This window comes from Acinetobacter sp. CY05 (genome assembly GCF_059515805.1).
Window position 1 is genome coordinate 186766 of the sequence record NZ_JCAKMW010000002.1, and the last position, 22106, is coordinate 208871.

A 22106-nucleotide genomic window follows, 5' to 3' on the forward strand; every position below is an offset into this window, starting at 1 on the left:
TAATGACTTTCCTTCTTTTATTTCGGCTGTTGTACAAATTGCATTAGAAATTTACGCACCAATGGCAGCATAATCATAATTAAAGGAAATGCCATCAGCCATGATAGGCTCCATGCGTGTAACCATATATTCAAAAAACCTTTTGCCGCACCAATTTTTAAATAAATGTTAAAACATGAAATTGCACCACTCATAATACCTGACAAGATCAAAGGCATCAGCCATGTGAGATGTTTAGGATGAATTTTTATGCTCATTGGCTGACCTCTTGGCTGGCTAAATGGGTAATTTCAACTGCGGCTTGATCAATTTTTTCTGCAATCATACGCACTTGTGCTTGGGTTAAATTTTCATGTTGAATTTTAAGACGTAGTGCCATTTTTAGGTTTTCCATGGCACGTTTTATATCTAAAAATTCGCTATTGTTTTGAATCTGATTACGGGTATTAAAACGTTCAAAAATTTTATCTAATTCGCTTTGATGATCTTGTAGATGCATTAAACCTTGCGGTGTAATGTGATATTGCTTACGCTCATCTTTGCTAATTTCCACGCGTGTATATTGTTTTTCCACGCGTGTATATTGTTGTTGTTCTAAGTAATTGAGGGTTGGGCAAATTGTGCCTGTACTGGGTTTATAGTTGCCACCAACTAAATTTGCTACGTCTTTAATAATGTCATAGCTAAATTTAGGGCTTTGGGCAATAAAGTGCAAGACAAGAAGTTTCATCTGCCCTGCTTCAAATAAGCGTTTTCGTGGTGCTGCTTCGGACATCCTAAGATATACCTTAAATTTAATTAAGATATATCTTAATACCAAAAAATCTATTTATCTAGTGCTATTTTTAGAATAGTCGTTGAGAATTACCCATTGTTCTGATTTATTCAGCCTTTTGTTCAAGATCACCCAATATAAAAACCCTTTAGAAAAATGGCTATTGGCATAATTTTTGCCAATGGATTAATTACTACAATAGCAATGGAAAATCTTAATGTTAAAAAAAATATTACTCGGCTTCGGCCTATGCAGTTCTTTATTTCTTTCAGGCTGCAATAATGATGATAAGCAAAAAATCGTCACAGAAACACCTGCAAAAACCTTACAACCGATTGTTATTCAGGGTGCTTTACCCATTGAAACACAGAGTTTGGCTGCCAAATTAACTAATCCATCTACAGAAACCATTGGCGGCTGGCAATTTTGGCAAGGAACATATCAAGGCTATCCTGTTATTATTTCAAAAACACGGATGGGAATGTCTAACTCGGCTGCTGCTACAGCTATTGCCATTGAGCGCTATAAACCTATTGCGATTATTAACCAAGGCACATCAGGCGGGCATGATCCTAATTTAAATGTTTATGATATTGTGATTGGTAAATACACCACCAATATTAATGCCTTTAAAACGCCTTATTTGCCTGTAGGTGCAGGTTCTCATCCGTTAAACTGGACAGAAGCTTTTGACGTTTTACCTGAAGATGAATCTGACCCTGAACCTATCGCGATTCGTAAATTTGCGGGCGATACTGAGTTAATTATGGCAGCGCACAAAGCCAAACCGCGTTATAGCAAAGGTGATGTAGTTGAAGGTACAATCGGTTCTGCCGACGTTTGGAACAGTGAATTAGACCGGATTGCTTTTTTCCGTGAGCACTATGGAACATCTGTAGAAGAGATGGAAGCGGCTTCTGTGGCTCAAATTGCCAGTCAGTTTAATGTACCGTTTATTGGTATTCGTGTATTGTCGAATAATATTACCAACAATAGTCCATATGATCCAAATACAGGTGAAGCGTGCCAAGAGTTTGTATTAGATGTAGTGGTTGAATATATGAAGCAAAAGCAAGTTGAATTAAATCAACAGAAATAATTCGCTCAACAATAAAAACCCGCCATCAGGCGGGTTTTTTTAAATTAATTCAATCTATTATAAACGAACCAATTCAACAATATTTTCAGCAAGCTCTTCAACAGAATCAACAGCAACAGTTGCATCTGTACCGTCAGTTGCATCTGTAATCACTACTACACCAGTTTCGCGTAGTAAGGCAACTTGCGCAGCATCTAAACCGGCTTTGGCAATTGCCACAATACCTTGTTGAAGCAATAAACTCTCTAAGGCTTGTGCATTTTCGATCGCAGCTTTTGACACTGTTACCGCAGCAGGTTTTTGACCTAAACGTGCAGCACGATCTTCCGCTGTGACAGGGTTACTATGCGCAGTCCATTCAACAGACTCTTCGACCATACCCGCACCAATCGTCACGTTGTTTAAACGATCAATGAAGATAAATGAACCTGTATAACGGCTGTCTTGGTAACGGTCAAAGACCACTGGTGCATCAAATTCAACGGTTACGTTGGCAATCGCATTCAGTTCTAAGTTTTCAACTTGAACTTTTTCCAGTGTATTGACGTTGGTACGGTAATTAATCCCGGTTACTTTTGCAGGAACAGTTTGTGTACCCACTTTTAAGTTATATAACTTCCCTAATACCAATGGCTGATCTGCCATCCATACCAGAGTCGCATTCACCGCACGTGAAATATACGGCGCAGCTTGATCCGCACGTACAAGGACGTTACCACGAGAAATATCAATTTCGTCGTTTAGTGTTAAAGTGACTGCTTGACCTGCAACTGCACGCTCAAGGTTACCATCAAAAGTTACGATTTCTTTCACCGTAGATGACTTACCTGATGGTAAAGCAGTGATAGTATCGCCAACTTTGACTTCACCAAGCGCCACCGTACCACAGAAACCACGGAAATCGAGGTTCGGACGGTTGACATACTGCACAGGGAAACGGAAATCTTGCTTTTGGCTACCGCGGCTAATTTCTACCGATTCAAGCGTACCCATTAGGGTTTGGCCTGTATACCATGGGGTATTGGCAGATTTATTCACCACGTTATCGCCATTTAACGCAGAAATCGGCGTAAAGATGATATTGGCAGGTTTACGATCACCCAATTGGCTCACGAAGTCAGCATATTCAGCTTGGATTTCATTGAAGCGTGCTTCAGAGAATTCCACTAAGTCCATTTTGTTGATAGCAACAATAATGTTCTTAATACCCAATAGGCTCGCAATAAAAGTATGACGACGCGTTTGCGTTTGAACGCCATAACGCGCATCAATTAAGATAATCGCAAGGTCACAGGTCGATGCACCAGTTGCCATGTTACGTGTGTATTGCTCATGCCCCGGAGTATCGGCAATGATGAACTTACGTTTTTCAGTAGAGAAATAACGATACGCGACATCAATGGTAATGCCTTGCTCACGCTCTGCTTGTAAACCATCTACCAATAAAGCTAAATCAGGTGCATCACCTGTGGTACCAACTTTTTTAGAGTCACGTGTTACGGCTTGCAATTGATCTTCATAAATCAATTTTGAATCGTAAAGCAAGCGACCAATTAAAGTCGATTTACCATCATCGACGTTACCGCAAGTCAAGAAACGCAATAAGTCTTTATTTTCGTGTTGTTTTAAATAACCCAAGATATCTTGGCTAATTAAGTCTGATTGATGAGACATTGCTCAGCTCCACAAATTCTTTGAAATCGGTTAAATCCGCCTATTTCCCCCTTTTACAAAGGGGGACATCCCCTCTCTTTTCTAAAGAGAGGTCGGGAGAGATTAGAAGTAACCCTCTTGCTTCTTCTTCTCCATCGAGCCTGCTTCATCATGGTCAATCATACGACCTTGACGTTCAGAGCTGGTTGCAAGCAGCATTTCTTGGATAATTTCCGGTAAGGTATTGGCAGTTGATTCCACTGCCCCTGTTAACGGGTAACAACCTAAAGTACGGAAACGCACCGATTTCATTTGTGGAACTTCACCTTCTTTTAAAGGCATACGTTCATCATCAACCATAATTAAGGTGCCACTACGTTCAACCACAGGACGTTCTGCAGCTAAATATAAAGGTACTAATGGAATGCTTTCTAAATAAATATATTGCCAAATATCAAGCTCAGTCCAGTTTGATAAAGGGAACACACGAATACTTTCGCCTTGGTTCACTTTACCGTTGTAAAGGTTCCAAAGTTCAGGTCGTTGGTTTTTCGGATCCCAACGGTGTTTTGAATCACGGAATGAATACACACGTTCTTTAGCACGTGATTTTTCCTCATCACGGCGCGCACCACCAAATGCCGCGTCAAAACCATATTTGTCCAAGGCCTGCTTTAGACCTTGGGTTTTCATGATGTCGGTATATTTTGAGCTACCATGATCAAAAGGATTGATGCCTGCATCACGACCTTCTTTGTTTTGATGTACGATCAAATCAAAGCCATGGGTCTTGGCCATATTGTCACGGAAGGCAATCATGTCTTTAAATTTCCAGCCCGTATCGACGTGCAGGAGTGGAAATGGAAGTTTGGCAGGATAGAATGCTTTTAGGGCTAAATGCAGCATCACTGCTGAATCTTTACCAATGGAGTAAAGCATGACTGGGTTCTCAAACTCAGCAGCAACTTCACGGATGATATGAATACTCTCAGCTTCAAGCTGTTTAAGATGAGTAAGTCTTTCCTCATTTAATGACATGGACAACACCAGCTTAGAATATGTGTACTTATTACACTTTTAAAGATATTTAGGCATTATAGTGATTTAGAATTCATAACGATTGCTTGTTTTATGATATTGATATGCAAAATCATCATATAGACCAAAACTGATATACCGTATAAGTTTTTATGAAAGAATCACTTAAATTAACCCCACTCACGCACCTCCCTCAGCCCTGAAAAAGTGTCCAAAGCGTCAGCATTTGATGATTATTGATTTTTCAACTCAATTTAAGCGCCTGATTCAGGATTTTTTTAGCCCATGGATTGGCAAAGAATCAAAATCTACCTAAATTAGAGTTTAACTTTGTCTTTGCGGTTATTCTCTCCTATGTTGAACTATGATTTAGAGACTTTAAAACACAAAATTGAAACTGCAAAACTGGCAGGCTTCATTTACCAACATCAACAACATATTTTGGTGTTACAAGAACCCTTAACAGATCAAGGCGAAACCTTAAGCTTCTTTGCCCAACATGAAACCAGCAGTGATCAAATTGGTTTGCAATTTGCGATCAAACTGATTGACCAACAACTGACGTTTTTAATTGGGGTCACCCACAGTAACCAAGAGCGTGGCTATGAAATTGGTGCAGGTAATTTAAAAGGTGAACAAAAAGCCTTTAACCTGTTATATGCTTTTTATAACTACCCTAAAGCATTTTATTTGGTCGAATTGCCGCTGTTTTCTAATTCAGCTCAACTCGAACAGGCTTTAACAGCACAACTATTTAAGCGTCCTGAATTGGCATTTATTCACACGGCAACTAAAACCAATCCACGCGGTGTGCAGGTACAATGGATTAAAGACTATATTGTGCAACAAAGTTTAGATATGAAAGTACGTATTCAAACCGCGTTACTTTAAAAAAAGCCCCGCTTTGGGGCTTTTTTTAGTATTTAAATAATGCGCTGTTTAAAGGAATCTCTAGCCCAAGTGAGGCGCCGACATCTTGACCATGCATATCAGAATCACTCACCCATGCATTGAGTTTTAGAGGCAAATCTGCTCGAAGCTGATGCTGCCAACTGACATCAATGGCATGAATGGTGTCTTTGGCTGCAAAGGCTTGGTTGGTGTCTCGATCGGATTGATTGACCTTAGCTGACAAGACACGCGCTTGAATACGATTAACTGGGTCAAGATGTACATGCCCACCTAGCGATAACATTTCTGCATCCCCACCTAAGGCGTGCCCTAGAGAAAAGCCATGCTGGTAAAAACCGTCCGTATATCTGCTGTGGTTATAAGAAATACCGCGTGCTTTACCATTGGTGCGTGTATCAGCCCATTCAGCATAAACTTGATAGGGTCGATTGGCGAAGCTTGAGGAATAATCCACACCTGCCAAGTACATCTTTTTAGATGGCAATAAACCGGCTTCATCTTCACCGACATATTGACCATAAACACCAATCGGCAAATCGACTAAAGTGTGCAGATTCAGACGTGCATCAAAACCAGCGATTTGATTGGATGGATCAGGCTCACCTGTACCGCCATTGTCTTTATGACCAAGCATCGCATCCCAAAGTGAATTTAAACTCTCTGGACGCCCTTCTCCACCCCATTGAATAGCACGTGATGCACCTAACTCTAAATAGGGAAGAGGTTGTGCTGTAAGGCGTAAAGCAATTAATTTTGCCTCTGGAATGGCTTGATAGTCATCTAATTGACCTGCAAAAGCTTGATATTGCCAAGGTCCAAGCCATGCTAACCATGGCGTCTCAAAAGCACGTTGTTGATCCCGTTGCATGGTGACGCCATAGACAGGACGACTTGCATCCCCTCGAATTAGACTCCCCTCATGTCCTGGCCCCCAATAGCTTGGAATTTGCCCTGCAATCAGCCATTGATTCCAAAGCTTGCCAGCCAAATATGATCCTTCTAAATTTATCTCTTGATCATGGTCAATCTGTAAATCTTTTTCAGCATTCACACGCAAGCGAGCGTCCCAATTTTCACCACCAGCATGACCTGCTATACCCAGTTGATATTGGGCTTTGACCTCATCAGCAAATTGTTGCGGCAAGTTTTTTTGCTCACTCTCTGCAAATAGGTGTAGTTTTAGCGGCACTTTATCCTGCTGTAACGCTGCTTTCACTGCCGCTATCACTTTGGTTTGGGCTTGATTTAAGTGATCACTTTTAGCTTTGCTTAAAGCATACTCCACTTCCTGAGCACTCAGTGGCCAAGTTGAAGTACTGATTTGAATGACACCCTGTTGATTGAGCCAATTTAAATCTTGGCGTAATTGCGCATTGTTTAAAATAATACCTTGCGCGTGTAATTGTGTGACACTGACACAACCTAAACTAAGTGCGACCATTAGTCTTTTTATAAACATGAATTTATCGTCTGAAGTGTAAATAAGCCTATTCTTATTAAAGTTATTATTAATAATGAGTTTATTAACACTACACTGTAAAAATATAACAATAGTCTCTAGACAAATTACATAAACTTTCAAAAGATGACTGAGCAGCGCATGATTATTGATTTAAGCATAAAAAAACCCGCACATGGCGGGTTTCTTTAGATTTGCTCACTTAGGCGTTTTTATGACGCATATGTGGGAACAAAATCACATCACGGATACTTGCAGCATTGGCAAATAACATCACCAAGCGGTCAATACCAATACCTTGACCTGCTGTTGGCGGTAGACCATATTCAAGCGCTTCAACAAAGTCTGCATCGTAATGCATCGCTTCATCATCACCTGCATCTTTTTCTGCAACTTGCGCTTGGAAACGTTCTGCTTGGTCAATTGGGTCATTTAACTCTGAGAAGCCATTGGCCAACTCACGACCACCGATGAAGAATTCAAAGCGGTCAGTGATGTGCGGGTTGTCATCGTTACGACGCGCAAGTGGCGAAGTTTCCGCAGGATATTCAGTAATGAATGTCGGTTGGCGAAGCTTGGTTTCTACCGTTTCTTCAAACACAATCGTTTGTAGCTTACCTAGACCAAAACCAGGTTTTACTTGCTCTTTCAATTCGTTTTGAACGAAGTTTGCAAGGAATTCACGATCTGCCACATTTTCAGGGGTAAATTGTGGGTTATGTTCAAGAATTGCATCAAACATTGAGATTTTCTTGAACGGACCTTTAAAGCTATAGACTTCATCGCCATATGGCACGTCTGTTGAACCCAAGATATCAATCGCTAACTTCTCAAGCATATTTTCAGTCAGCTGCATTAAATCTTTATAATCAGCATAGGCTTGGTAGAATTCGATCATGGTGAATTCTGGGTTATGACGTGTAGATACACCTTCGTTACGGAAGTTACGGTTAATTTCAAACACACGTTCAAAACCACCCACCACCAAACGTTTTAAGTAAAGCTCAGGCGCAATACGTAAGAAAAGTGGCATATCTAACGCATTGTGATGCGTTTCAAATGGACGCGCAGACGCACCACCTGGAATCACATGCATCATTGGCGTTTCAACTTCCATAAAACGCTGTTCTGTTAAGAAGGCACGAATACCTGAAACCACTTTGGCGCGGATTTCAAAGGTCTTACGGGTTTCTTCATTCACAATTAAGTCTAAATAACGTTTACGGTATTTCACTTCAGTGTCAGTTAAACCGTGGAATTTATCTGGGAGTGGACGCAATGATTTGGTTAACAATTCAAAGTGTTCGATATGCACATAAAGATCACCTTTACCAGAACGACCAATATAACCTTTGACTGCAATAATATCGCCTAAGTCTAAGCCTTTGATCGTTGCAACAGTATCTGCATCTAATTCTTTACGTGCCACATAAAGTTGAATACGACCTGTCATATCTTGGATCACGATAAATGAACCACGATTGAGCATCACACGACCCGCAACCGATACATAGACTTTTTCACCCGCTTCGATATCTTCTTTAGACACCTCAGCAAATTGGTCTTGTAAATCTTGTGCGTAATGTTCGCGTTTAAAGGTATTTGGCCAAGGGCTCGTACCAGTTTCTTGTGCCTTGTCTTGAATTTGTTTTAACTTGGCATGACGCTGTGCAATTAAATCGTTTTCGGAAATGGTTTGTTCAGAAGTCGACTGAGCGTTTTGTTGCGTCATCTCTGCCTCGAAATAGCAATAAAATAGAAGTTGCATAGCATAGCAGATTTACAAGAAATTGCGTAAGTGTTCAGCGCGCAGCAATTAATTTTTTGCTTCGCCTAAAGTCTATACGACCAAATGTGAACTTTTTAAAAGTTAAAACTGACCTAAAATAAAACCAAACAAATAAATGAACAATCACGTATTTTCTGATTGAGACAATCATAATGCCAAAGCCCAAAATTTTATTCTTCCATGGACTCGATTCATCAAAAGAGTCTACTAAGTTTTATGCGATTGATTCTGATCATAAATTTTGTTTAAGCGTTGATTATCGTGCTTTGAGCTTTCAAAGTGTTTATCAATTTTATCAAGATTTAATTCACACCTTAAAACCCGATTTAATTATAGGCCATAGCTTAGGCGGTTATTGGGCGCTTAAAATGTCTTTTTGGTCAAAAATTCCTGCCATTGTAGCTAACCCAAGTCTAAGTCCTCGCTTTCGTGATGATTATCCCGCCATCTGTGAGCATGATTTAGAACATGATATTTTGCAACTGGCCTATTTAGAATTGGATGATGAAGTGTTAGATATGCATGCAGTGCGCGCCCAGCTTGAACCTTATATGCAAGTGGCTGCAGTGGCAGGAGGACATCACCGTTTGGCCCGTCCTGACAATATCAATGTCTTGATTGAGCAAATACAACTATTACAACAAGCATAAAAAAGCCTTGGCAATGCAAGGCTTTTTTATACTCAAGACAACAACTTAAGCCACGTCTTCTTGCGGCTGTGATTTATCGTCTAATACAGACCAGATGTTTAAGCCCAAATCGGCATGTAAATCTGGTAAGTCGAGGAAAATACTCGCACCTAAAATTTCATGATTACATTTTTCAGCCAACTGTTTCACTGCTTTTAAAGTACCACCTGTTGCCAGTACGTCATCTACAATAATAATTTTTTGTGCTGGCACTTCTGCAGACATTTCTAAACGATCTAAACCGTATTCTAAGCTATAACCCACACCAACTACAGGTGGCGGCAATTTACCTGCTTTACGCACCAAGACCAAACCTTTGCCTAGACGCTGAGCCAATAAGCTCGCTAGCACAAAACCACGGGCTTCAACGGCTACAAAACTATCAACCGCTTCAAGTTGCTCAGCTGGAATGCTGGCAATTAATGCATCAGTTAATGGCTCAATGTTGCTCATAAATAATGGCGTTAAATCAAAAAATTTAATGCCTGGTTTTGGGAAATCTTGAACCGTGCGAATATGAGACCACAACGTTGTAGACAAATTGCTCATGGGAGAAATAATCAATAATAAGAAAGAACGGGCCGAATTTTAACGCCAATTCATAGGCATAGCTAGAGCAATCAGCTGAGATTTGCTCAATTAAAAAACAGACTTTTTTTATAAGAATTTGATTTATTTATATTATTTTTTAAATAAATATTAATAATATCTATGAATTATTACATTGTAATCAAAATACAGGAGTTTTTCTGCCCGACTTTAGTCTAAATCTTCAAATCTTATTTTTTGGTGTTTAGATTAAACACAGCACTATGTGAAAATTTGCTGTTTTTAGCCATGATTCAGCTGAAAAAATCGCTGAAACGTATATTTACTTTACTTTGATGCTTTAAGCACGTAAGAATTTCTATAAATAGCCTTATAATAACGATCTTTATTTTTCGCTGACCCAGTGTTGGTCAGCATTGGAGAGTCAGATGAAAAAGTATCAATGTATCGTATGCGGTTGGATTTACGATGAAGCTGCAGGTTGGCCAGAAGATGGTATTGTAGCTGGCACCAAATGGGAAGACATTCCAGACGATTGGACTTGCCCAGATTGCGGCGTATCAAAAGCTGATTTTGAAATGGTTGAACTATAAGCCACACTAAAAAGACCATATCGATGGTCTTTTTTGTTTTTTATATTGAAAAGAGAGATTGATTTATGCATCCCATCGTCATCATTGGTTCAGGTATGGCAGCTTATGCCCTCGCGCGTGAGTTTCGTAAACTCGATCAAGACACAGCGCTTATGATGATTTGTGCCGATGACGCACGTAACTATGCCAAACCAACTTTATCCAATGCTTTAGTGGGTCATAAAGCACCTGCGCAAATTGCACTTGGTGATGCAGAAAAAATGAGCGCCCAGCTCAATATGCAAATTGTAAATCATACTTGGGTTAAAAGTATCGATCCCCACACACAAACACTTAAGCTAGAAAAAGATGGCCAAAACACCACGCAAAACTATAGCAAACTGATTCTGGCCCTAGGTGCCACGCCTATCCGTGTTCCCCTACAAGGCAATGCTGCCGATCAATTACATGTGGTAAACAACTTAAATGATTACACCGCATTTCGTGCTGAGCTGGATCAAAAAACTGCGCAACGTGTGGCAATCTTAGGTGCAGGTTTAATTGGTTGCGAATTTGCCAATGATTTACAACACACTGGTCATCAAGCGACTGTAATTGACTTGGCTGAGCAGCCATTAGCACGTTTACTACCTAGTCATGTATCCCAAGCATTCCAAGACAAATTACAACACGCTGGCATTGCTTTTGAGCTTGGCACTACCGTGAGTGCTCTTGATCAAGCAGCTGATGGCTACCAAGTCACCCTTGCCAATGGCAAAGTGTTAACTGCCGACGTGGTGCTCTCTGCAATTGGTTTACGTGCCAATACTGAACTGGCCCAAGCAGCAGGCATTACAACAAGCCGTGGCATTGTGACCAACACCCAACTTGAAACCAATGTTGCTCATATTTATGCGATCGGTGACTGCGCAGAAGTTAACGGTACTTTATTACCTTATGTAATGCCGATTATGCAACAAGCCCGTGCTTTAGCGAAAACCTTAAGCGGTACCAGCACACATGTATATTATCCAGCCATGCCGGTGGCAGTCAAAACGCCAGCCGCGCCTTTAACGGTATTGCCTATACCACATGAGGTTGAGGTGTCTTGGACGATCGAAACCCAAGAAGACGGCTTAATTGCTAAAGCCATAGATGCAACTGACACTTTACGTGGCTTTGTCTTATTGGGTGCAAGCGCAGGCAAACAACGTTTAAGCCTAACCAAACTTGTACCAGATTTAATCCCAGCACAGCTTTAAGGAATCTGCCGATGAGTCAAACACTTGAGTTTAAAGCTTCACCTTATACCGCTTTTATGCAAGAAACCAAAGTCGATTTAGGCAATGGCATTCAATTGCATGTCGAGGTGGGTGGCAAAGCCGATGATCCAGTCTTACTGCTGATCATGGGACTCGGTGCACAGTTACTCTATTGGCCGGATTTTTTTTGTAAGTCATTTATTGACCAAGGCTTTCGGGTGGTACGCTTTGATAATCGCGATATTGGTTTATCCTCTAAAGTACACTATCAAGGCCCAGCCTTGAGCCTGCCTAAATTGATGGGCCGCTTTGCCTTGGGACTAGAAAATCAAGGCGCACCTTATAATTTGTATGATATGGCTGATGATGTTGCGTGCCTAATTGAAAAAATGCACTTAGGGCAAGTCTATGTATTAGGTGCTTCGATGGGTGGCATGATTGCGCAAATTTTAGCGGCGCGTTACCCCGAAATGGTCAAGACTTTAGGCTTACTGTTTACCAGCAACAATCAACCCTTGCTGCCACCGCCTTTTCCAAAGCAATTATTTAGTTTAATTGGACGTCCCAAATCCAATGATGAAGATGCTATTATTGACCATAATCTACAAATCTTTAAAATTATCGGCTCGCCCGGCTACCTAAACCAAGTCGAGGCGGCACAAACGGTGCGAAAACTCTACCGAAGAAGTTACTATCCAACTGGTGTACTTCAACAGTTTTTCGCAATATTATGTACCGGTTCTTTACTTAAACTGGATCAGCAGATTCATCAAGCAACCTTAGTGGTTCATGGTTCGCGCGATCGTTTATTGCCACCAGCGCACGGTAGAGCCATTGCTAAAGCAATTTCAGGCGCTAGATTTGAATTAATTGAAGGAATGGGGCATGATATCCCTCCGCATTTTATTCCATATCTTAGCGGATTATTTGCTCATCACTTTAAATCTAATTAGGACACTATGGCTGCATTACCATCCTTAAGACAGCTGTCATACCTTGTTACACTGTCTGAAACGCTGCACTTCACTGAAGCAGCGCGTCGATCTTTTGTGACCCAGTCAACATTGTCTGGCGGGATCATGGAATTAGAGCGCTTACTTGGTGGCGTCCTCGTTGAACGTGATCGTCAAAATGTACGTTTAACCCCACTCGGCGAACAAGTTGTGGCACGCGCACGTGTTCTACTGGCTGATGCTCAAGACTTAATGCGTTTAAGCCGTGAGATGAGTGAGCCGCTAACTGGCGACTTACATTTAGGTATTATTCCAACCATTGCTCCATTTATTTTGGCGCAATTGTTAGATGAAGTACATAAACAACTGCCAAAAATTCAGTTGCATTTACACGAAGCCCAAAGCGAAAAAATTGTTGAAAAACTTGAACATGGTAATCTCGACATGGTGGTGCTTGCATTACCGTTTGATACCCGTGGTCTAAAAGTCGCTGAAGTGGCACGCGAAACGCTGTATTTAGTGTGCAATAAAGCAGATCAACACGCTTTGAATGCCAACTCACTGGATCAACTTGATTTATCGCGTTTAATGCTGCTTGAAGAAGGTCATTGCTTACGTGATCATGCTTTAAGTGCTTGCCCAATTGGTGAACGTAAAAATGATCATCGTTTAAAAGCAAGTTCACTGCCTACCTTGGTAGAAATGGTCTCTGCTAATCTAGGCTTTACCTTATTGCCAGCAATTGCTGTGCATACCACCATGATTAAAGCCAATCCAGAGTTAAGCGTCAAAGCAATTGAAGCGGGTCCTAGCCGTACTTTGGCCTTAGTCACACGTAAGAGCACCCCATTACAAAGCGAATTTGATGTGTTATTGCAAATCTTGCAAAAAATTACGCAAGATTTACACTAAGCCATAGATTAAAAAAGGAGCGCTAAGCTCCTTTTTTTTATGCATAAAAAAAGGCTTGTGTTTCGACAAGCCTAACTTGAATACCCAATCTCAACGACCTTCATTCAAGAGATGGAATGCCCTCTTATATGCCAGAATTTATAAGAGGAAGCTTGAGTTTATAAATAAAACTCAAATGCATCCATCCCTTAAATGGGGTATTTTAACGGTGTATTATTGAATATCTTCAATTAAAACACGCTGTGCATTATGGGCAACATCAGTCTCTTGAGCTTTAAAACGCACCCAAGTACCGTCGCTTTGTAGGTCCCAAGCTTGTTGATTATCTTCGAGATAATTAAGCAAGCCGTGTTGGTAAATCCGTTTTTTCAAAGCTGGATCTTCTACAGGGAAGCAGGCTTCCACACGATTAAATAAATTACGATCCATCCAATCAGCACTTGAACAATAAATACGTGCATCACCATTGTTGCTAAAGTAATACACACGGGTATGTTCTAGGAAACGACCGACGATTGAACGTACTCGAATATTCTCTGACAAACCTTTTAGACCTGGACGTAAGCAACAAATTGAACGAATAATAAGATCAATTTGTACACCGGCTTGTGAGGCTTCATATAGCTTATTAATCAGCTGCACTTCAGTTAAAGCATTGACTTTCACAATAATTTGCGCAGCTTTTCCAGCCTTGGCATTGGCAATTTCTTCATCAATAAAATGAATTAATTGGGCATGTAAAGTAAATGGTGCATGCAATAACTTTTTCAGTTTTGCCATTTTACCCATACCGGTGAGCTCTTGGAAAATGCGGTGTACATCTTCACATAGGTCTTTATCGGTGGTCATTAAGCCGTAGTCAGTATACATACGCGCATTGCCAGCATGGTAGTTACCTGTACCTAAATGCACATAACGCACCAGTTTATTGTTTTCACGGCGCACAATGAGAATCATTTTGGCGTGGGTTTTATACCCCACAATACCATACACCACCACAGCGCCTGCTTCTTGTAAAACATTAGCAACAGCAATATTGGACTCTTCATCAAAACGCGCGCGCAATTCAATCACCGCAGTGACTTCTTTCCCATTACGTGCCGCTTCTGCTAAGACCTGTACAATTTCAGAATCTGGGCCACTACGATACAACGTTTGCTTAATCGCTAAGACTTGTGGGTCACGTGCAGCTTCGCGCAACAGTGAAATCACCGGTGAAAAAGATTCAAACGGATGATGCAACAAAATGTCTTGTTTTTGCATGGCGCTAAAGGTGTTATCGGCTTTTTTCAGCACCTTTGGAATGACAGGCACATGCGTGTCATAGCGTAAATGTGGGCGTTTAAAGTTGGACAATAAACGCGCTAAATTCACAGGCCCATCGACTTTATAAAGTTGCTCAAATTCGAGGTCAAATTCATCTAACAAATATTGATAAATATGTTTTGGACAGTTTTCTGTGACTTCCAAACGTACCGCACGACCAAAACGACGTGAGCTTAATTCACCTTTTAAGGCTTTGGCTAAGTCTTCAACGTCTTCATTTAAAGCCAAGTCGGCATTACGGGTCACACGGAACTGATAACAACCCGTTGCGGTCATACCCGGGAATAAATCTGATACATGCTCATGAATAATCGCTGATAACATCACATGGTGTTCTTTACCACCCGTCAGTTCATCAGGTAAACGTACCACTCGCGGCAACGAGCGCGGTGCAGGCACCACTGCTAAATCAATTTGACGACCAAAGGCATCTTTACCTTCTAAAGTCACAATAAAATTCAGTGATTTATTAACTAAACGTGGGAATGGATGCGCAGGATCAAGGCTGATCGGGGTTAAGACAGGGGCAACTTGTTCTTGGAAATATTTTTTCACCCAAGCCGATTGTGCTGGGGTCAGTTCACCGCGACGTAAGAAGCAAATATCCTCATCACGCAGTTTTGGTAAGATTTCTTGATTTAAAATCCGGTATTGGCGTTCAATCGCTTCATGTGCGGTTTTAGAGATTTGATCAAGCACTTGTTTAGGCGTCAAACCATCTGGACTTAAGCTTTCATTGCCTAAATCGAGCTGTTCCATTAAACCGGCGACGCGAATTTCAAAAAACTCATCTAAATTACGCGAAAAAATGAGTAAGAAATTCATGCGCTCAAGCAATGGATGCAAAGGATCAACTGCTTGTTCAAGAACACGTAAATGGAAATCTAAAATTGACAGCTCACGGTTGATGTAGCGATCGTTGTAGCTATAATCCACTGGGGTTGGCAAGGTCTCTACTGAAGTCGTCATATGTCAACTGCGCCTATATTTTTTAAAGTCATCTTTACTCTAGTATGCTTGAAATTTATGACAAAAAGATAAAAAAAAGCGCAAACATTTGCGCTTTTTTGCAACAGTTAAAGCGTTAGGGGATTTGGCTATAACGCATATATTTACGAATCATCTGTTTACGTGCGTTTAGGCTGCGATCCTGACGATTGTTTTGGTAATATTTTGGATTGGGTAAAATCGAGGCTAAAAATACCGCTTGCTCACGGGTTAAACTGCGCGAGCTTTTACCAAAATAATGCTGGGTCGCCGCTTCAATCCCATAAATATTGTCACCAAACTCAACCGAGTTTAAATACACTTCTAAAATGCGCTGTTTGCTCCACATCCGCTCCATCATAAAAGTCGCGACTGCTTCTTGACCTTTACGTATAAAAGAGCGCTTATTATATAAAAATAAGTTTTTAGCCAACTGCTGTGAAATGGTGGAACCACCTGCGACTACTTTGCCTTGATCTTTATTACGCAATAAAGCATTTTGCATACCATCGAAATCAAAACCTTTATGCTGTAAAAATTTACCATCTTCAGCGGCAACTACAGCACGTTTCATATAATCACTGATCTGATCATAATCACGCCACTCATGTTTAAGCGGCTGGCTTGAATCAGCCCAATAATCGAGACGCATAAACATGGTGGTTTCTACGGGATTCGTGCGCCACCATGCAAGGCTGGCAAAGATCCACAGTTGGATCAGCAGCACAAAACTGATCAAAATAAGAAGTGTACGAACAATAAAGGCTTTCATGCTGCTGCATTTCCCCTGCAGGATAAAATTTTCGTGATAAGCTCAGACATAAGACTAAAATAGCACAATTCCAAGATGAGCCAACTTTCCCCACCTACCGTCAAGCACCAAGTCAATTTAAAGGGTTGGTGGCTGAGCGCCCTATTCATCACCCTCAATGTTGCCCTGTTTTTATGGCAAATTAGCACAGGTGTGGATGCGAGTCGCCCAAGCATTCAAGATGCCATCGCTTGGGGTGCAGATTATGCGCCTCTGAGCTTTTTAGTGGAACCCATTCGTTTATTAAGCAGTATGTTTTTTCACTTTGGCTTAATTCATTTAATGCTGAATATGTGGGCCTTATATTTATTTGGTCATATTGCTGAACAAATGTTTGGCCGTGTCTATTTTTTAGGGCTGTATGTCTTAGCAGGTCTCATGGGCAGTTTACTCAGTGGTTTTTTAGATTTACAAAATTCATTGTCTATGCTGCAAAATGCTGCCATCAATGCGGAACAACTGCCCAAAGTGGGTGCTGGTGCTTCAGGTGCAGTCATGGGTTTAGGCGCTGCTTTAACCGTTATTTCCTTGTTGCCTGTGCTGAAAAAACAGCGTTTTATTTTAGATAAAAAAACCTTAGTGATGGTCATGGGGATTAACCTATTTATTGGTTTTATGACCGCAGGAATTAATAATGCTGCCCATATTGGCGGTATGCTGATGGGAGCTGCATTAGGCTTGGTTTGGTATCTTTCAATGCGTGTCAATAAAGCAGTTTTGCTGTGGTTAGGGCTAGGGCTAGGGCTTGGCATGGTGCTGTGTGGCGCTTTATATAGTTATTGCCTAATGCTATTAGAACTGGTCGCACCGCTGTGGCAAGAATTACTGGCAGCGATGCGACAACAATTTAATTTTTAATATCGCGCAGTGCACTTAAAGGTGCAATTTCAGCTAAATAACTTAGGCGATAGCGTCCAATCAAGGCACAAATCAGCGCCATCGCCAGTGGTAAAATCAGCCATAGGCTCATATGCAACTGCCATGTCATCCCCATTTTATACGCGACAATAGCACTTAGCACTTCAGCAAAGATACACGCTGCTATACCTGCCATTAAGCCAATCAAACCGACCTCAATGCTGAGCATGTTTTTCAGCTGCGCTTTAGCACCACCAAACGCACGTAATAAAGCCACTTCTTGCTGACGTGCATCCAGCATAAGGTTTAAACATGCCAATAACACCAAGAGCCCGGCTATGGCCACCAATACTGCCAACACACTTATAATATTGAGTAACACATCCAATAAGCGTTTGACCTCAGCAAGCATTAGCCCGACATCAATAAATACAGTATTACTAAAACGTTGAATCACTTCAATGAGTTGCGTTTGCTGTTCGGCCGGCACATAAAAGCTGCCTAAATAGCTGCCTGCATTAGCATCCATACTGTTGGGGCTAAAAATAAAGAAGAAATTAGGGCTAAAGCTTTCCCACTCGACACTGCGTAAATTAATCACCTCTGCAGTTAAATCCCCTTCAGGTAAACGAAAGGTTAAACGATCACCAATTTGAATCCCCAATTCTTGCGCAGTTTTAACTTCGACTGAGACCTGATTCACTGCACTAAACCTAGCTTGGCCTTGGATAATTTGATTATCTGCAGGAAAATGCTCAGCTTGGGTTAAATTGAGCTCACGACGTAAGGAATTACTTTTAGCTCGGTCGGCTTCCGTAAAGTCTTGAGCATTTTTAGCCACTAAACGACCACGAATATTTGGATATAAGGTGGTGCTTGACCACGCATTTTGCGCTAACACGGCTTCAAAGTCGGCCAAGTCAGTTGGTGGTAAACCATAAACAAACTGATTGGGGGTATCTTGTGGTAATTGCTGTTGCCAACGCTCTGTGAGATCGGTTTTTAACACCAACAGCACACTCATTAAACTTAGGCCCAAGGCCAAAGCAGTAATTTGCAATGCCATTTGTGGTAGTTGACGAATATAAGCACTTAAACGAGTTTTACGCTGCTGTATCAATTTGAGTAAGGCATAAATCAGTACATAAAGCATGACACATAACAGCGCTAAAGCTCCAATCACTACTAGACTCAGCGCGACATTTTGGGTGAGTAAAATACTAAATACAATTAAGCTTAAACCGCCACAGATTAAAGTACTTCGCATTTGGCTCAGGCTTTTATCTTGGCTGCGTAATACACGCACCGGCGCTGTATTCAGCAATTGCCATAAGCTCGGCAGCACAAAGCCAAGTAACACCACTAAACTGGTTAGCATGGCAATCGGTAGTGGCCCAAGCAGCAATTGCAGCACAGAAAATTCAATACTCAAATGTGGCATTAAAGTCAGCATCAACTGTAATAAGCCAAAGCCCATCAGCACCCCAAGTACGGCGCCAAATAATACAGCCAGTAGAAAAATCGCGGCCAATAAGGATATATATACACTTAAAATTTGTTGTTTAGATGCACCCATACAACGAATCAGCGCAATATGCTCTTGTTGTTGCTGAACATAACGCTGACTGGTTAAGGCAATGGCAATTCCACAGAGTAAAATGGTTAAAATATTGGCCAGCTGTAAAAAGGTATCCAAATTTTCAATTGGACGCATTAAGCGCTGATTACTTTCGCTGGCATTACGCAACCTTAAGCTACTGGCTTCATCTTGCTTGGCTGCATCAAGTTTTGGCTTTATGGCCTGTTCAAAGGCTTTCGTTTGCTGTGGTGCGCCGGACAAAAGCAGACGATATTCAATCCGACTGCCGACTTGAATAGCATTGGTTTTTGCCACATCAGCTTGGTGAATAATGACGCTAGGTGAAAAACCTGCAAAGCCCAATTCTTGATTAGAGTCTTGTTGAATCACTGCAGTAAATTTAAGCTGAGCATCAGCAATATTGACCCAATCGCCGAGTTGGACTTTGAGTAAATCTTGCGCGCGTGGACTAAGCCAAATGTGGCCTGCTTGTAATGGCGTGTCTGGCTGACTCTTTAAGCTTCCTCTTAAAGGAAAGTTATCTTCAATTGCTTTGACATTAACCATGACAAATTCTGCATCAGTATGTGCCATGGAGCTAAAGCTAGTCACTTCAGATTGCTGAAGATTATAGTGCTGAGCCTGTTCACGCCATGTTGGTACAAGTGGTGCTTGATCACTTAAGACCAAATCTGCGCCCAATAACTCAGCTGCTTGTAAGGCCACTGCATTTTGAATCTGTTGGTTACTAAATTTTAAGGCTGTGGTGGCACTAATGGCTAAAATTAATGCCACCAAAAGCAGGTAAATCCCGCTACTTTTAATGCTTTGTTGCCATAAGGGTCGAAATAAACTCATTCTTGCTCCTCACGCTCATGCAATTGCCCATCAATGAGCGTGAGATGGCGCTGACACTGGGCTGCCAATTGCGGGTCATGAGTCACCAAAATTAAGGTTGTACCCAATTCACGGTTTAAATTAAATAATAATTGCTCAATTTCGCGTGCTGTTTGTCCATCTAAATTACCTGTGGGTTCATCAGCAAAAATAATTTGAGGTTGACTGACCAAAGCACGTGCAATGGCAACACGCTGTTGCTCACCACCTGAAAGCACCTTTGGCGTTTGCTGGGCTTGGCGTGCTAAGCCAACTTTCTCCAATAATAACAACGCCCTTTTTTCGGCAGTTTTATACTCAAAATTAGGCTGCAAGCGTAAAGGCAGCAATACATTTTCTAAAGCACTAAGATGCCCAAGTAACTGAAAAGACTGAAATACAAAACCAATATGCTTTAAGCGCACCGCTGCGCGTTGTTCTTCATTTAAGTTATGAATTGCTTCACCACAGACATACAATTCACCACTTGAGGCCTGATCGAGGGTGGCTAAAATACCCAACAAGGTCGATTTACCTGAACCTGAACGCCCTGTAATGGCCACTTGTTCAGCCGCATGAATTTGTAGATTAAGCTCAGAAAAAATACTGAGCTGCTGGCTGCCAAGTTGTATCTTTTGTGTCAAATTTCGTGCACAAATAAGTGCTTGTGGCATGATAGTGGCATCATGGTGTAACGAAGTCATAGAATCCCTATTATGCAAAAGAAGCGAAGAATCATAGTGTTGGCTGCGGCTTTACTGGGTATAAGCTATGCAGAAGCAAAAACCGTCATGATTGTAGGTGATAGTATCAGCGCAGCTTATGGTATGCGCCCTGAACAAGGTTGGGTACATTTGTTACAACAACGCCTCAATCAACAGTATCCGAAACAACATAAAGTGGTCAATGCAAGTGTCAGTGGTGAAACTACAAGTGGTGCTTTGGCGCGTTTACCTAAGTTATTAACCACACATCAACCTGATGTAGTGGTAATTGAATTGGGGGGTAATGATGGTTTACGTGGTCAGCCACCACAAAATATTCAAAAGAACTTACGTCAGCTGGTACAAAAGAGCCAACGAGCCAATGCCAAAGTAATTATTTTGGGCATGAAAATTCCACCTAATTATGGCAAAGCCTATAGCCAAGCCTTTGAACACAATTACAAGGTGGTCAGTCAGCACTACAAAGTGCCGTTGATGCCATTTTTCTTAGAGGGTGTCGCGGGCAATAAAAACTTAATGCAAAGTGATTTAGTGCATCCAAATGCAAAAGCCCAACCCATTTTACTTAAAAATGCGTATTCTTATATTCAAAAAGCCCTATAAAAAAAGCCAGACTGATGTCTGGCTGATGACTCAGTCAAAATTTAGAAATCAAAGAAGGTTACTTCACCAGTTTCAAGTGAATATTCGGCACCTATCACTTTGAGCTTACCTTTTAAGATTAAACTTTCAATAACTGCAGAACCGTGACGTAATTGGTTGACTGAACCAAAGACATTGGCACGCACTGCATGATGTGAAAGTTTATCTAAATCATCTTTGAGTTCTGTTTGCATTAAAATTTCAACAGACGGACGAACACGGTTCACAATCGACATCAAATTTGCCGATGGCGGTTGCGATGGATTTTGTAAGGCTTCAATAGTGGAATGAATCGCGCCACAATGACTATGACCGAGTACCACCACTAAAGGGCAACCAAAACTGTCCGCGGCAAACTCTACACTACCCACTTGTGACGGTGCCACAATATTACCTGCTACACGAATCACAAATAAATCACCTAAGCCTTGGTCGAAGACCATTTCAGCAGGGACACGTGAATCTGAACAACCTAATACAATGGCAAAGGGCTCTTGGCTTTCTGCCATCTCAGCACGTTGTTGATGAGTAAGTAATTTTTGATGGTTGGTTTCACCATTTACAAAACGCTGATTTCCTTTTTTTAAGCGTTCTAAAGCTTCTTCTGCTGTAAGCATTTTCTACCACCCATATTAACGTT

Annotated in this window: 21 protein-coding genes; 9 read left to right on the forward strand and 12 right to left on the reverse strand. The window is 41.3% G+C overall.

Annotation, left to right across the window (positions count from 1 at the left end):
• Positions 1-17 precede the first annotated feature (17 nt).
• Both AC5YCD_RS03310 and AC5YCD_RS03315 read right to left on the reverse strand, forming a co-directional pair.
• Entirely contained in the window at positions 18-257 is a 240-nt protein-coding gene (locus AC5YCD_RS03310; protein ID WP_496128689.1) for a DUF2798 domain-containing protein, read from the reverse strand.
• The gene (locus AC5YCD_RS03315; RefSeq protein WP_496128690.1) at positions 254-775 is read right to left on the reverse strand and encodes a PadR family transcriptional regulator; all 522 of its coding nucleotides are present in this window, start codon (positions 773-775) and stop codon (positions 254-256) included. Before AC5YCD_RS03315 ends, AC5YCD_RS03310 begins: the two co-directional genes overlap by 4 nt.
• Positions 776-992: 217 nt before the next feature.
• Here AC5YCD_RS03315 and AC5YCD_RS03320 point away from each other — a divergent pair, with 217 nt between their 5' ends.
• A complete protein-coding gene (locus AC5YCD_RS03320) occupies positions 993-1874 on the forward strand; it encodes a 5'-methylthioadenosine/S-adenosylhomocysteine nucleosidase (protein WP_496128691.1) in 882 nt (293 codons plus the stop codon).
• Positions 1875-1931: 57 nt separating this feature from the next.
• Here the strand turns inward: AC5YCD_RS03320 and cysN are convergent, their stop codons facing one another.
• Positions 1932-3548 (reverse strand): sulfate adenylyltransferase subunit CysN, encoded by a 1617-nt coding sequence (cysN, locus tag AC5YCD_RS03325; protein ID WP_496128692.1) that lies wholly within the window; start codon positions 3546-3548, stop codon positions 1932-1934.
• A 102-nt stretch (positions 3549-3650) separates the two neighbouring features.
• Complete coding sequence (cysD, locus tag AC5YCD_RS03330; RefSeq protein ID WP_496128693.1) at positions 3651-4565, reverse strand: sulfate adenylyltransferase subunit CysD; 915 nt, start codon at positions 4563-4565, stop codon at positions 3651-3653.
• A 354-nt stretch (positions 4566-4919) separates the two neighbouring features.
• Between cysD and AC5YCD_RS03335 the strand changes: the two genes are divergently transcribed.
• A complete protein-coding gene (locus tag AC5YCD_RS03335) occupies positions 4920-5456 on the forward strand; it encodes a hypothetical protein (RefSeq protein WP_496128694.1) in 537 nt (178 codons plus the stop codon).
• 25 nt (positions 5457-5481) lie between these two features.
• Here the strand turns inward: AC5YCD_RS03335 and AC5YCD_RS03340 are convergent, their stop codons facing one another.
• Together AC5YCD_RS03340 and lysS are read right to left on the reverse strand one after the other, a co-directional pair.
• On the reverse strand, positions 5482-6936 hold the full coding sequence (locus tag AC5YCD_RS03340) for a capsule assembly Wzi family protein (RefSeq protein ID WP_496128695.1): 1455 nt from the start codon (positions 6934-6936) through the stop codon (positions 5482-5484).
• Positions 6937-7138: 202 nt separating this feature from the next.
• Positions 7139-8668 carry a lysine--tRNA ligase gene (lysS, locus tag AC5YCD_RS03345; protein ID WP_496128696.1) on the reverse strand — a complete coding sequence of 510 codons (1530 nt, stop codon included), beginning with the start codon at positions 8666-8668 and terminating at the stop codon, positions 7139-7141.
• 209 nt (positions 8669-8877) lie between these two features.
• Here lysS and AC5YCD_RS03350 point away from each other — a divergent pair, with 209 nt between their 5' ends.
• The gene (locus tag AC5YCD_RS03350) at positions 8878-9375 is read left to right on the forward strand and encodes a YqiA/YcfP family alpha/beta fold hydrolase (RefSeq protein ID WP_496128697.1); all 498 of its coding nucleotides are present in this window, start codon (positions 8878-8880) and stop codon (positions 9373-9375) included.
• Positions 9376-9420: 45 nt separating this feature from the next.
• Here AC5YCD_RS03350 and AC5YCD_RS03355 read toward each other — a convergent pair whose 3' ends face one another.
• Entirely contained in the window at positions 9421-9963 is a 543-nt protein-coding gene (locus tag AC5YCD_RS03355) for an adenine phosphoribosyltransferase (RefSeq protein WP_496128698.1), read from the reverse strand.
• Positions 9964-10391: 428 nt separating this feature from the next.
• Between AC5YCD_RS03355 and rubA the strand changes: the two genes are divergently transcribed.
• The 4 genes from rubA (at position 10392) to oxyR (ending at position 13662) form a co-directional block, all read left to right on the forward strand.
• Positions 10392-10556, forward strand: coding sequence for a rubredoxin RubA (rubA, locus tag AC5YCD_RS03360; RefSeq protein WP_496128699.1), 165 nt, complete (start codon positions 10392-10394; stop codon positions 10554-10556).
• Positions 10557-10621: 65 nt separating this feature from the next.
• Entirely contained in the window at positions 10622-11797 is a 1176-nt protein-coding gene (locus AC5YCD_RS03365) for an FAD-dependent oxidoreductase (RefSeq protein ID WP_496128700.1), read from the forward strand.
• Between the two features lie 11 nt (positions 11798-11808).
• Positions 11809-12750, forward strand: coding sequence for an alpha/beta fold hydrolase (locus AC5YCD_RS03370; protein ID WP_496128701.1), 942 nt, complete (start codon positions 11809-11811; stop codon positions 12748-12750).
• 6 nt (positions 12751-12756) lie between these two features.
• Positions 12757-13662, forward strand: a complete 906-nt coding sequence (gene oxyR / locus AC5YCD_RS03375) for a LysR family transcriptional regulator OxyR (RefSeq protein ID WP_496128702.1) — start codon at positions 12757-12759, stop codon at positions 13660-13662.
• Positions 13663-13875: 213 nt separating this feature from the next.
• Here oxyR and ppk1 read toward each other — a convergent pair whose 3' ends face one another.
• Both ppk1 and mtgA read right to left on the reverse strand, forming a co-directional pair.
• A complete protein-coding gene (gene ppk1, locus AC5YCD_RS03380; RefSeq protein WP_496128703.1) occupies positions 13876-15957 on the reverse strand; it encodes a polyphosphate kinase 1 in 2082 nt (693 codons plus the stop codon).
• A 115-nt stretch (positions 15958-16072) separates the two neighbouring features.
• Entirely contained in the window at positions 16073-16747 is a 675-nt protein-coding gene (mtgA, locus tag AC5YCD_RS03385) for a monofunctional biosynthetic peptidoglycan transglycosylase (RefSeq protein WP_496128704.1), read from the reverse strand.
• A 75-nt stretch (positions 16748-16822) separates the two neighbouring features.
• Between mtgA and AC5YCD_RS03390 the strand changes: the two genes are divergently transcribed.
• Entirely contained in the window at positions 16823-17644 is an 822-nt protein-coding gene (locus AC5YCD_RS03390; RefSeq protein WP_496128705.1) for a rhomboid family intramembrane serine protease, read from the forward strand.
• Here AC5YCD_RS03390 and AC5YCD_RS03395 read toward each other — a convergent pair.
• The gene (locus tag AC5YCD_RS03395) at positions 17634-20081 is read right to left on the reverse strand and encodes an ABC transporter permease (RefSeq protein WP_496128706.1); all 2448 of its coding nucleotides are present in this window, start codon (positions 20079-20081) and stop codon (positions 17634-17636) included. The genes AC5YCD_RS03390 and AC5YCD_RS03395 overlap by 11 nt on opposite strands.
• On the reverse strand, positions 20078-20803 hold the full coding sequence (locus AC5YCD_RS03400) for an ABC transporter ATP-binding protein (protein WP_496128707.1): 726 nt from the start codon (positions 20801-20803) through the stop codon (positions 20078-20080). Before AC5YCD_RS03400 ends, AC5YCD_RS03395 begins: the two co-directional genes overlap by 4 nt.
• Positions 20804-20815: 12 nt before the next feature.
• Here AC5YCD_RS03400 and AC5YCD_RS03405 point away from each other — a divergent pair, with 12 nt between their 5' ends.
• The gene (locus AC5YCD_RS03405; RefSeq protein WP_496128708.1) at positions 20816-21427 is read left to right on the forward strand and encodes an arylesterase; all 612 of its coding nucleotides are present in this window, start codon (positions 20816-20818) and stop codon (positions 21425-21427) included.
• Positions 21428-21468: 41 nt separating this feature from the next.
• On the opposite strand, the gene AC5YCD_RS03410 is transcribed toward AC5YCD_RS03405, so the two are convergent.
• Positions 21469-22083 (reverse strand): carbonic anhydrase, encoded by a 615-nt coding sequence (locus tag AC5YCD_RS03410; RefSeq protein ID WP_496128709.1) that lies wholly within the window; start codon positions 22081-22083, stop codon positions 21469-21471.
• Positions 22084-22106 lie beyond the last annotated feature (23 nt).

Coding starts and splice junctions, on each gene's coding strand:
- AC5YCD_RS03395 (WP_496128706.1), bottom strand. CDS start 20,081: ATGAGTTTATTTCGACCCTTATGGCAACAAAGCATTAAAAGTAGCGGG.
- AC5YCD_RS03365 (WP_496128700.1), top strand. CDS start 10,622: ATGCATCCCATCGTCATCATTGGTTCAGGTATGGCAGCTTATGCCCTC.
- AC5YCD_RS03400 (WP_496128707.1), bottom strand. CDS start 20,803: ATGACTTCGTTACACCATGATGCCACTATCATGCCACAAGCACTTATT.
- AC5YCD_RS03310 (WP_496128689.1), bottom strand. CDS start 257: ATGAGCATAAAAATTCATCCTAAACATCTCACATGGCTGATGCCTTTG.
- ppk1 (WP_496128703.1), bottom strand. CDS start 15,957: ATGACGACTTCAGTAGAGACCTTGCCAACCCCAGTGGATTATAGCTAC.
- AC5YCD_RS03390 (WP_496128705.1), top strand. CDS start 16,823: ATGAGCCAACTTTCCCCACCTACCGTCAAGCACCAAGTCAATTTAAAG.
- AC5YCD_RS03335 (WP_496128694.1), top strand. CDS start 4,920: ATGTTGAACTATGATTTAGAGACTTTAAAACACAAAATTGAAACTGCA.
- AC5YCD_RS03340 (WP_496128695.1), bottom strand. CDS start 6,936: ATGTTTATAAAAAGACTAATGGTCGCACTTAGTTTAGGTTGTGTCAGT.
- cysN (WP_496128692.1), bottom strand. CDS start 3,548: ATGTCTCATCAATCAGACTTAATTAGCCAAGATATCTTGGGTTATTTA.
- rubA (WP_496128699.1), top strand. CDS start 10,392: ATGAAAAAGTATCAATGTATCGTATGCGGTTGGATTTACGATGAAGCT.
- mtgA (WP_496128704.1), bottom strand. CDS start 16,747: ATGAAAGCCTTTATTGTTCGTACACTTCTTATTTTGATCAGTTTTGTG.
- lysS (WP_496128696.1), bottom strand. CDS start 8,668: ATGACGCAACAAAACGCTCAGTCGACTTCTGAACAAACCATTTCCGAA.
- AC5YCD_RS03315 (WP_496128690.1), bottom strand. CDS start 775: ATGTCCGAAGCAGCACCACGAAAACGCTTATTTGAAGCAGGGCAGATG.
- cysD (WP_496128693.1), bottom strand. CDS start 4,565: ATGTCATTAAATGAGGAAAGACTTACTCATCTTAAACAGCTTGAAGCT.
- AC5YCD_RS03350 (WP_496128697.1), top strand. CDS start 8,878: ATGCCAAAGCCCAAAATTTTATTCTTCCATGGACTCGATTCATCAAAA.
- AC5YCD_RS03320 (WP_496128691.1), top strand. CDS start 993: ATGTTAAAAAAAATATTACTCGGCTTCGGCCTATGCAGTTCTTTATTT.
- oxyR (WP_496128702.1), top strand. CDS start 12,757: ATGGCTGCATTACCATCCTTAAGACAGCTGTCATACCTTGTTACACTG.
- AC5YCD_RS03405 (WP_496128708.1), top strand. CDS start 20,816: ATGCAAAAGAAGCGAAGAATCATAGTGTTGGCTGCGGCTTTACTGGGT.
- AC5YCD_RS03410 (WP_496128709.1), bottom strand. CDS start 22,083: ATGCTTACAGCAGAAGAAGCTTTAGAACGCTTAAAAAAAGGAAATCAG.
- AC5YCD_RS03355 (WP_496128698.1), bottom strand. CDS start 9,963: ATGAGCAATTTGTCTACAACGTTGTGGTCTCATATTCGCACGGTTCAA.
- AC5YCD_RS03370 (WP_496128701.1), top strand. CDS start 11,809: ATGAGTCAAACACTTGAGTTTAAAGCTTCACCTTATACCGCTTTTATG.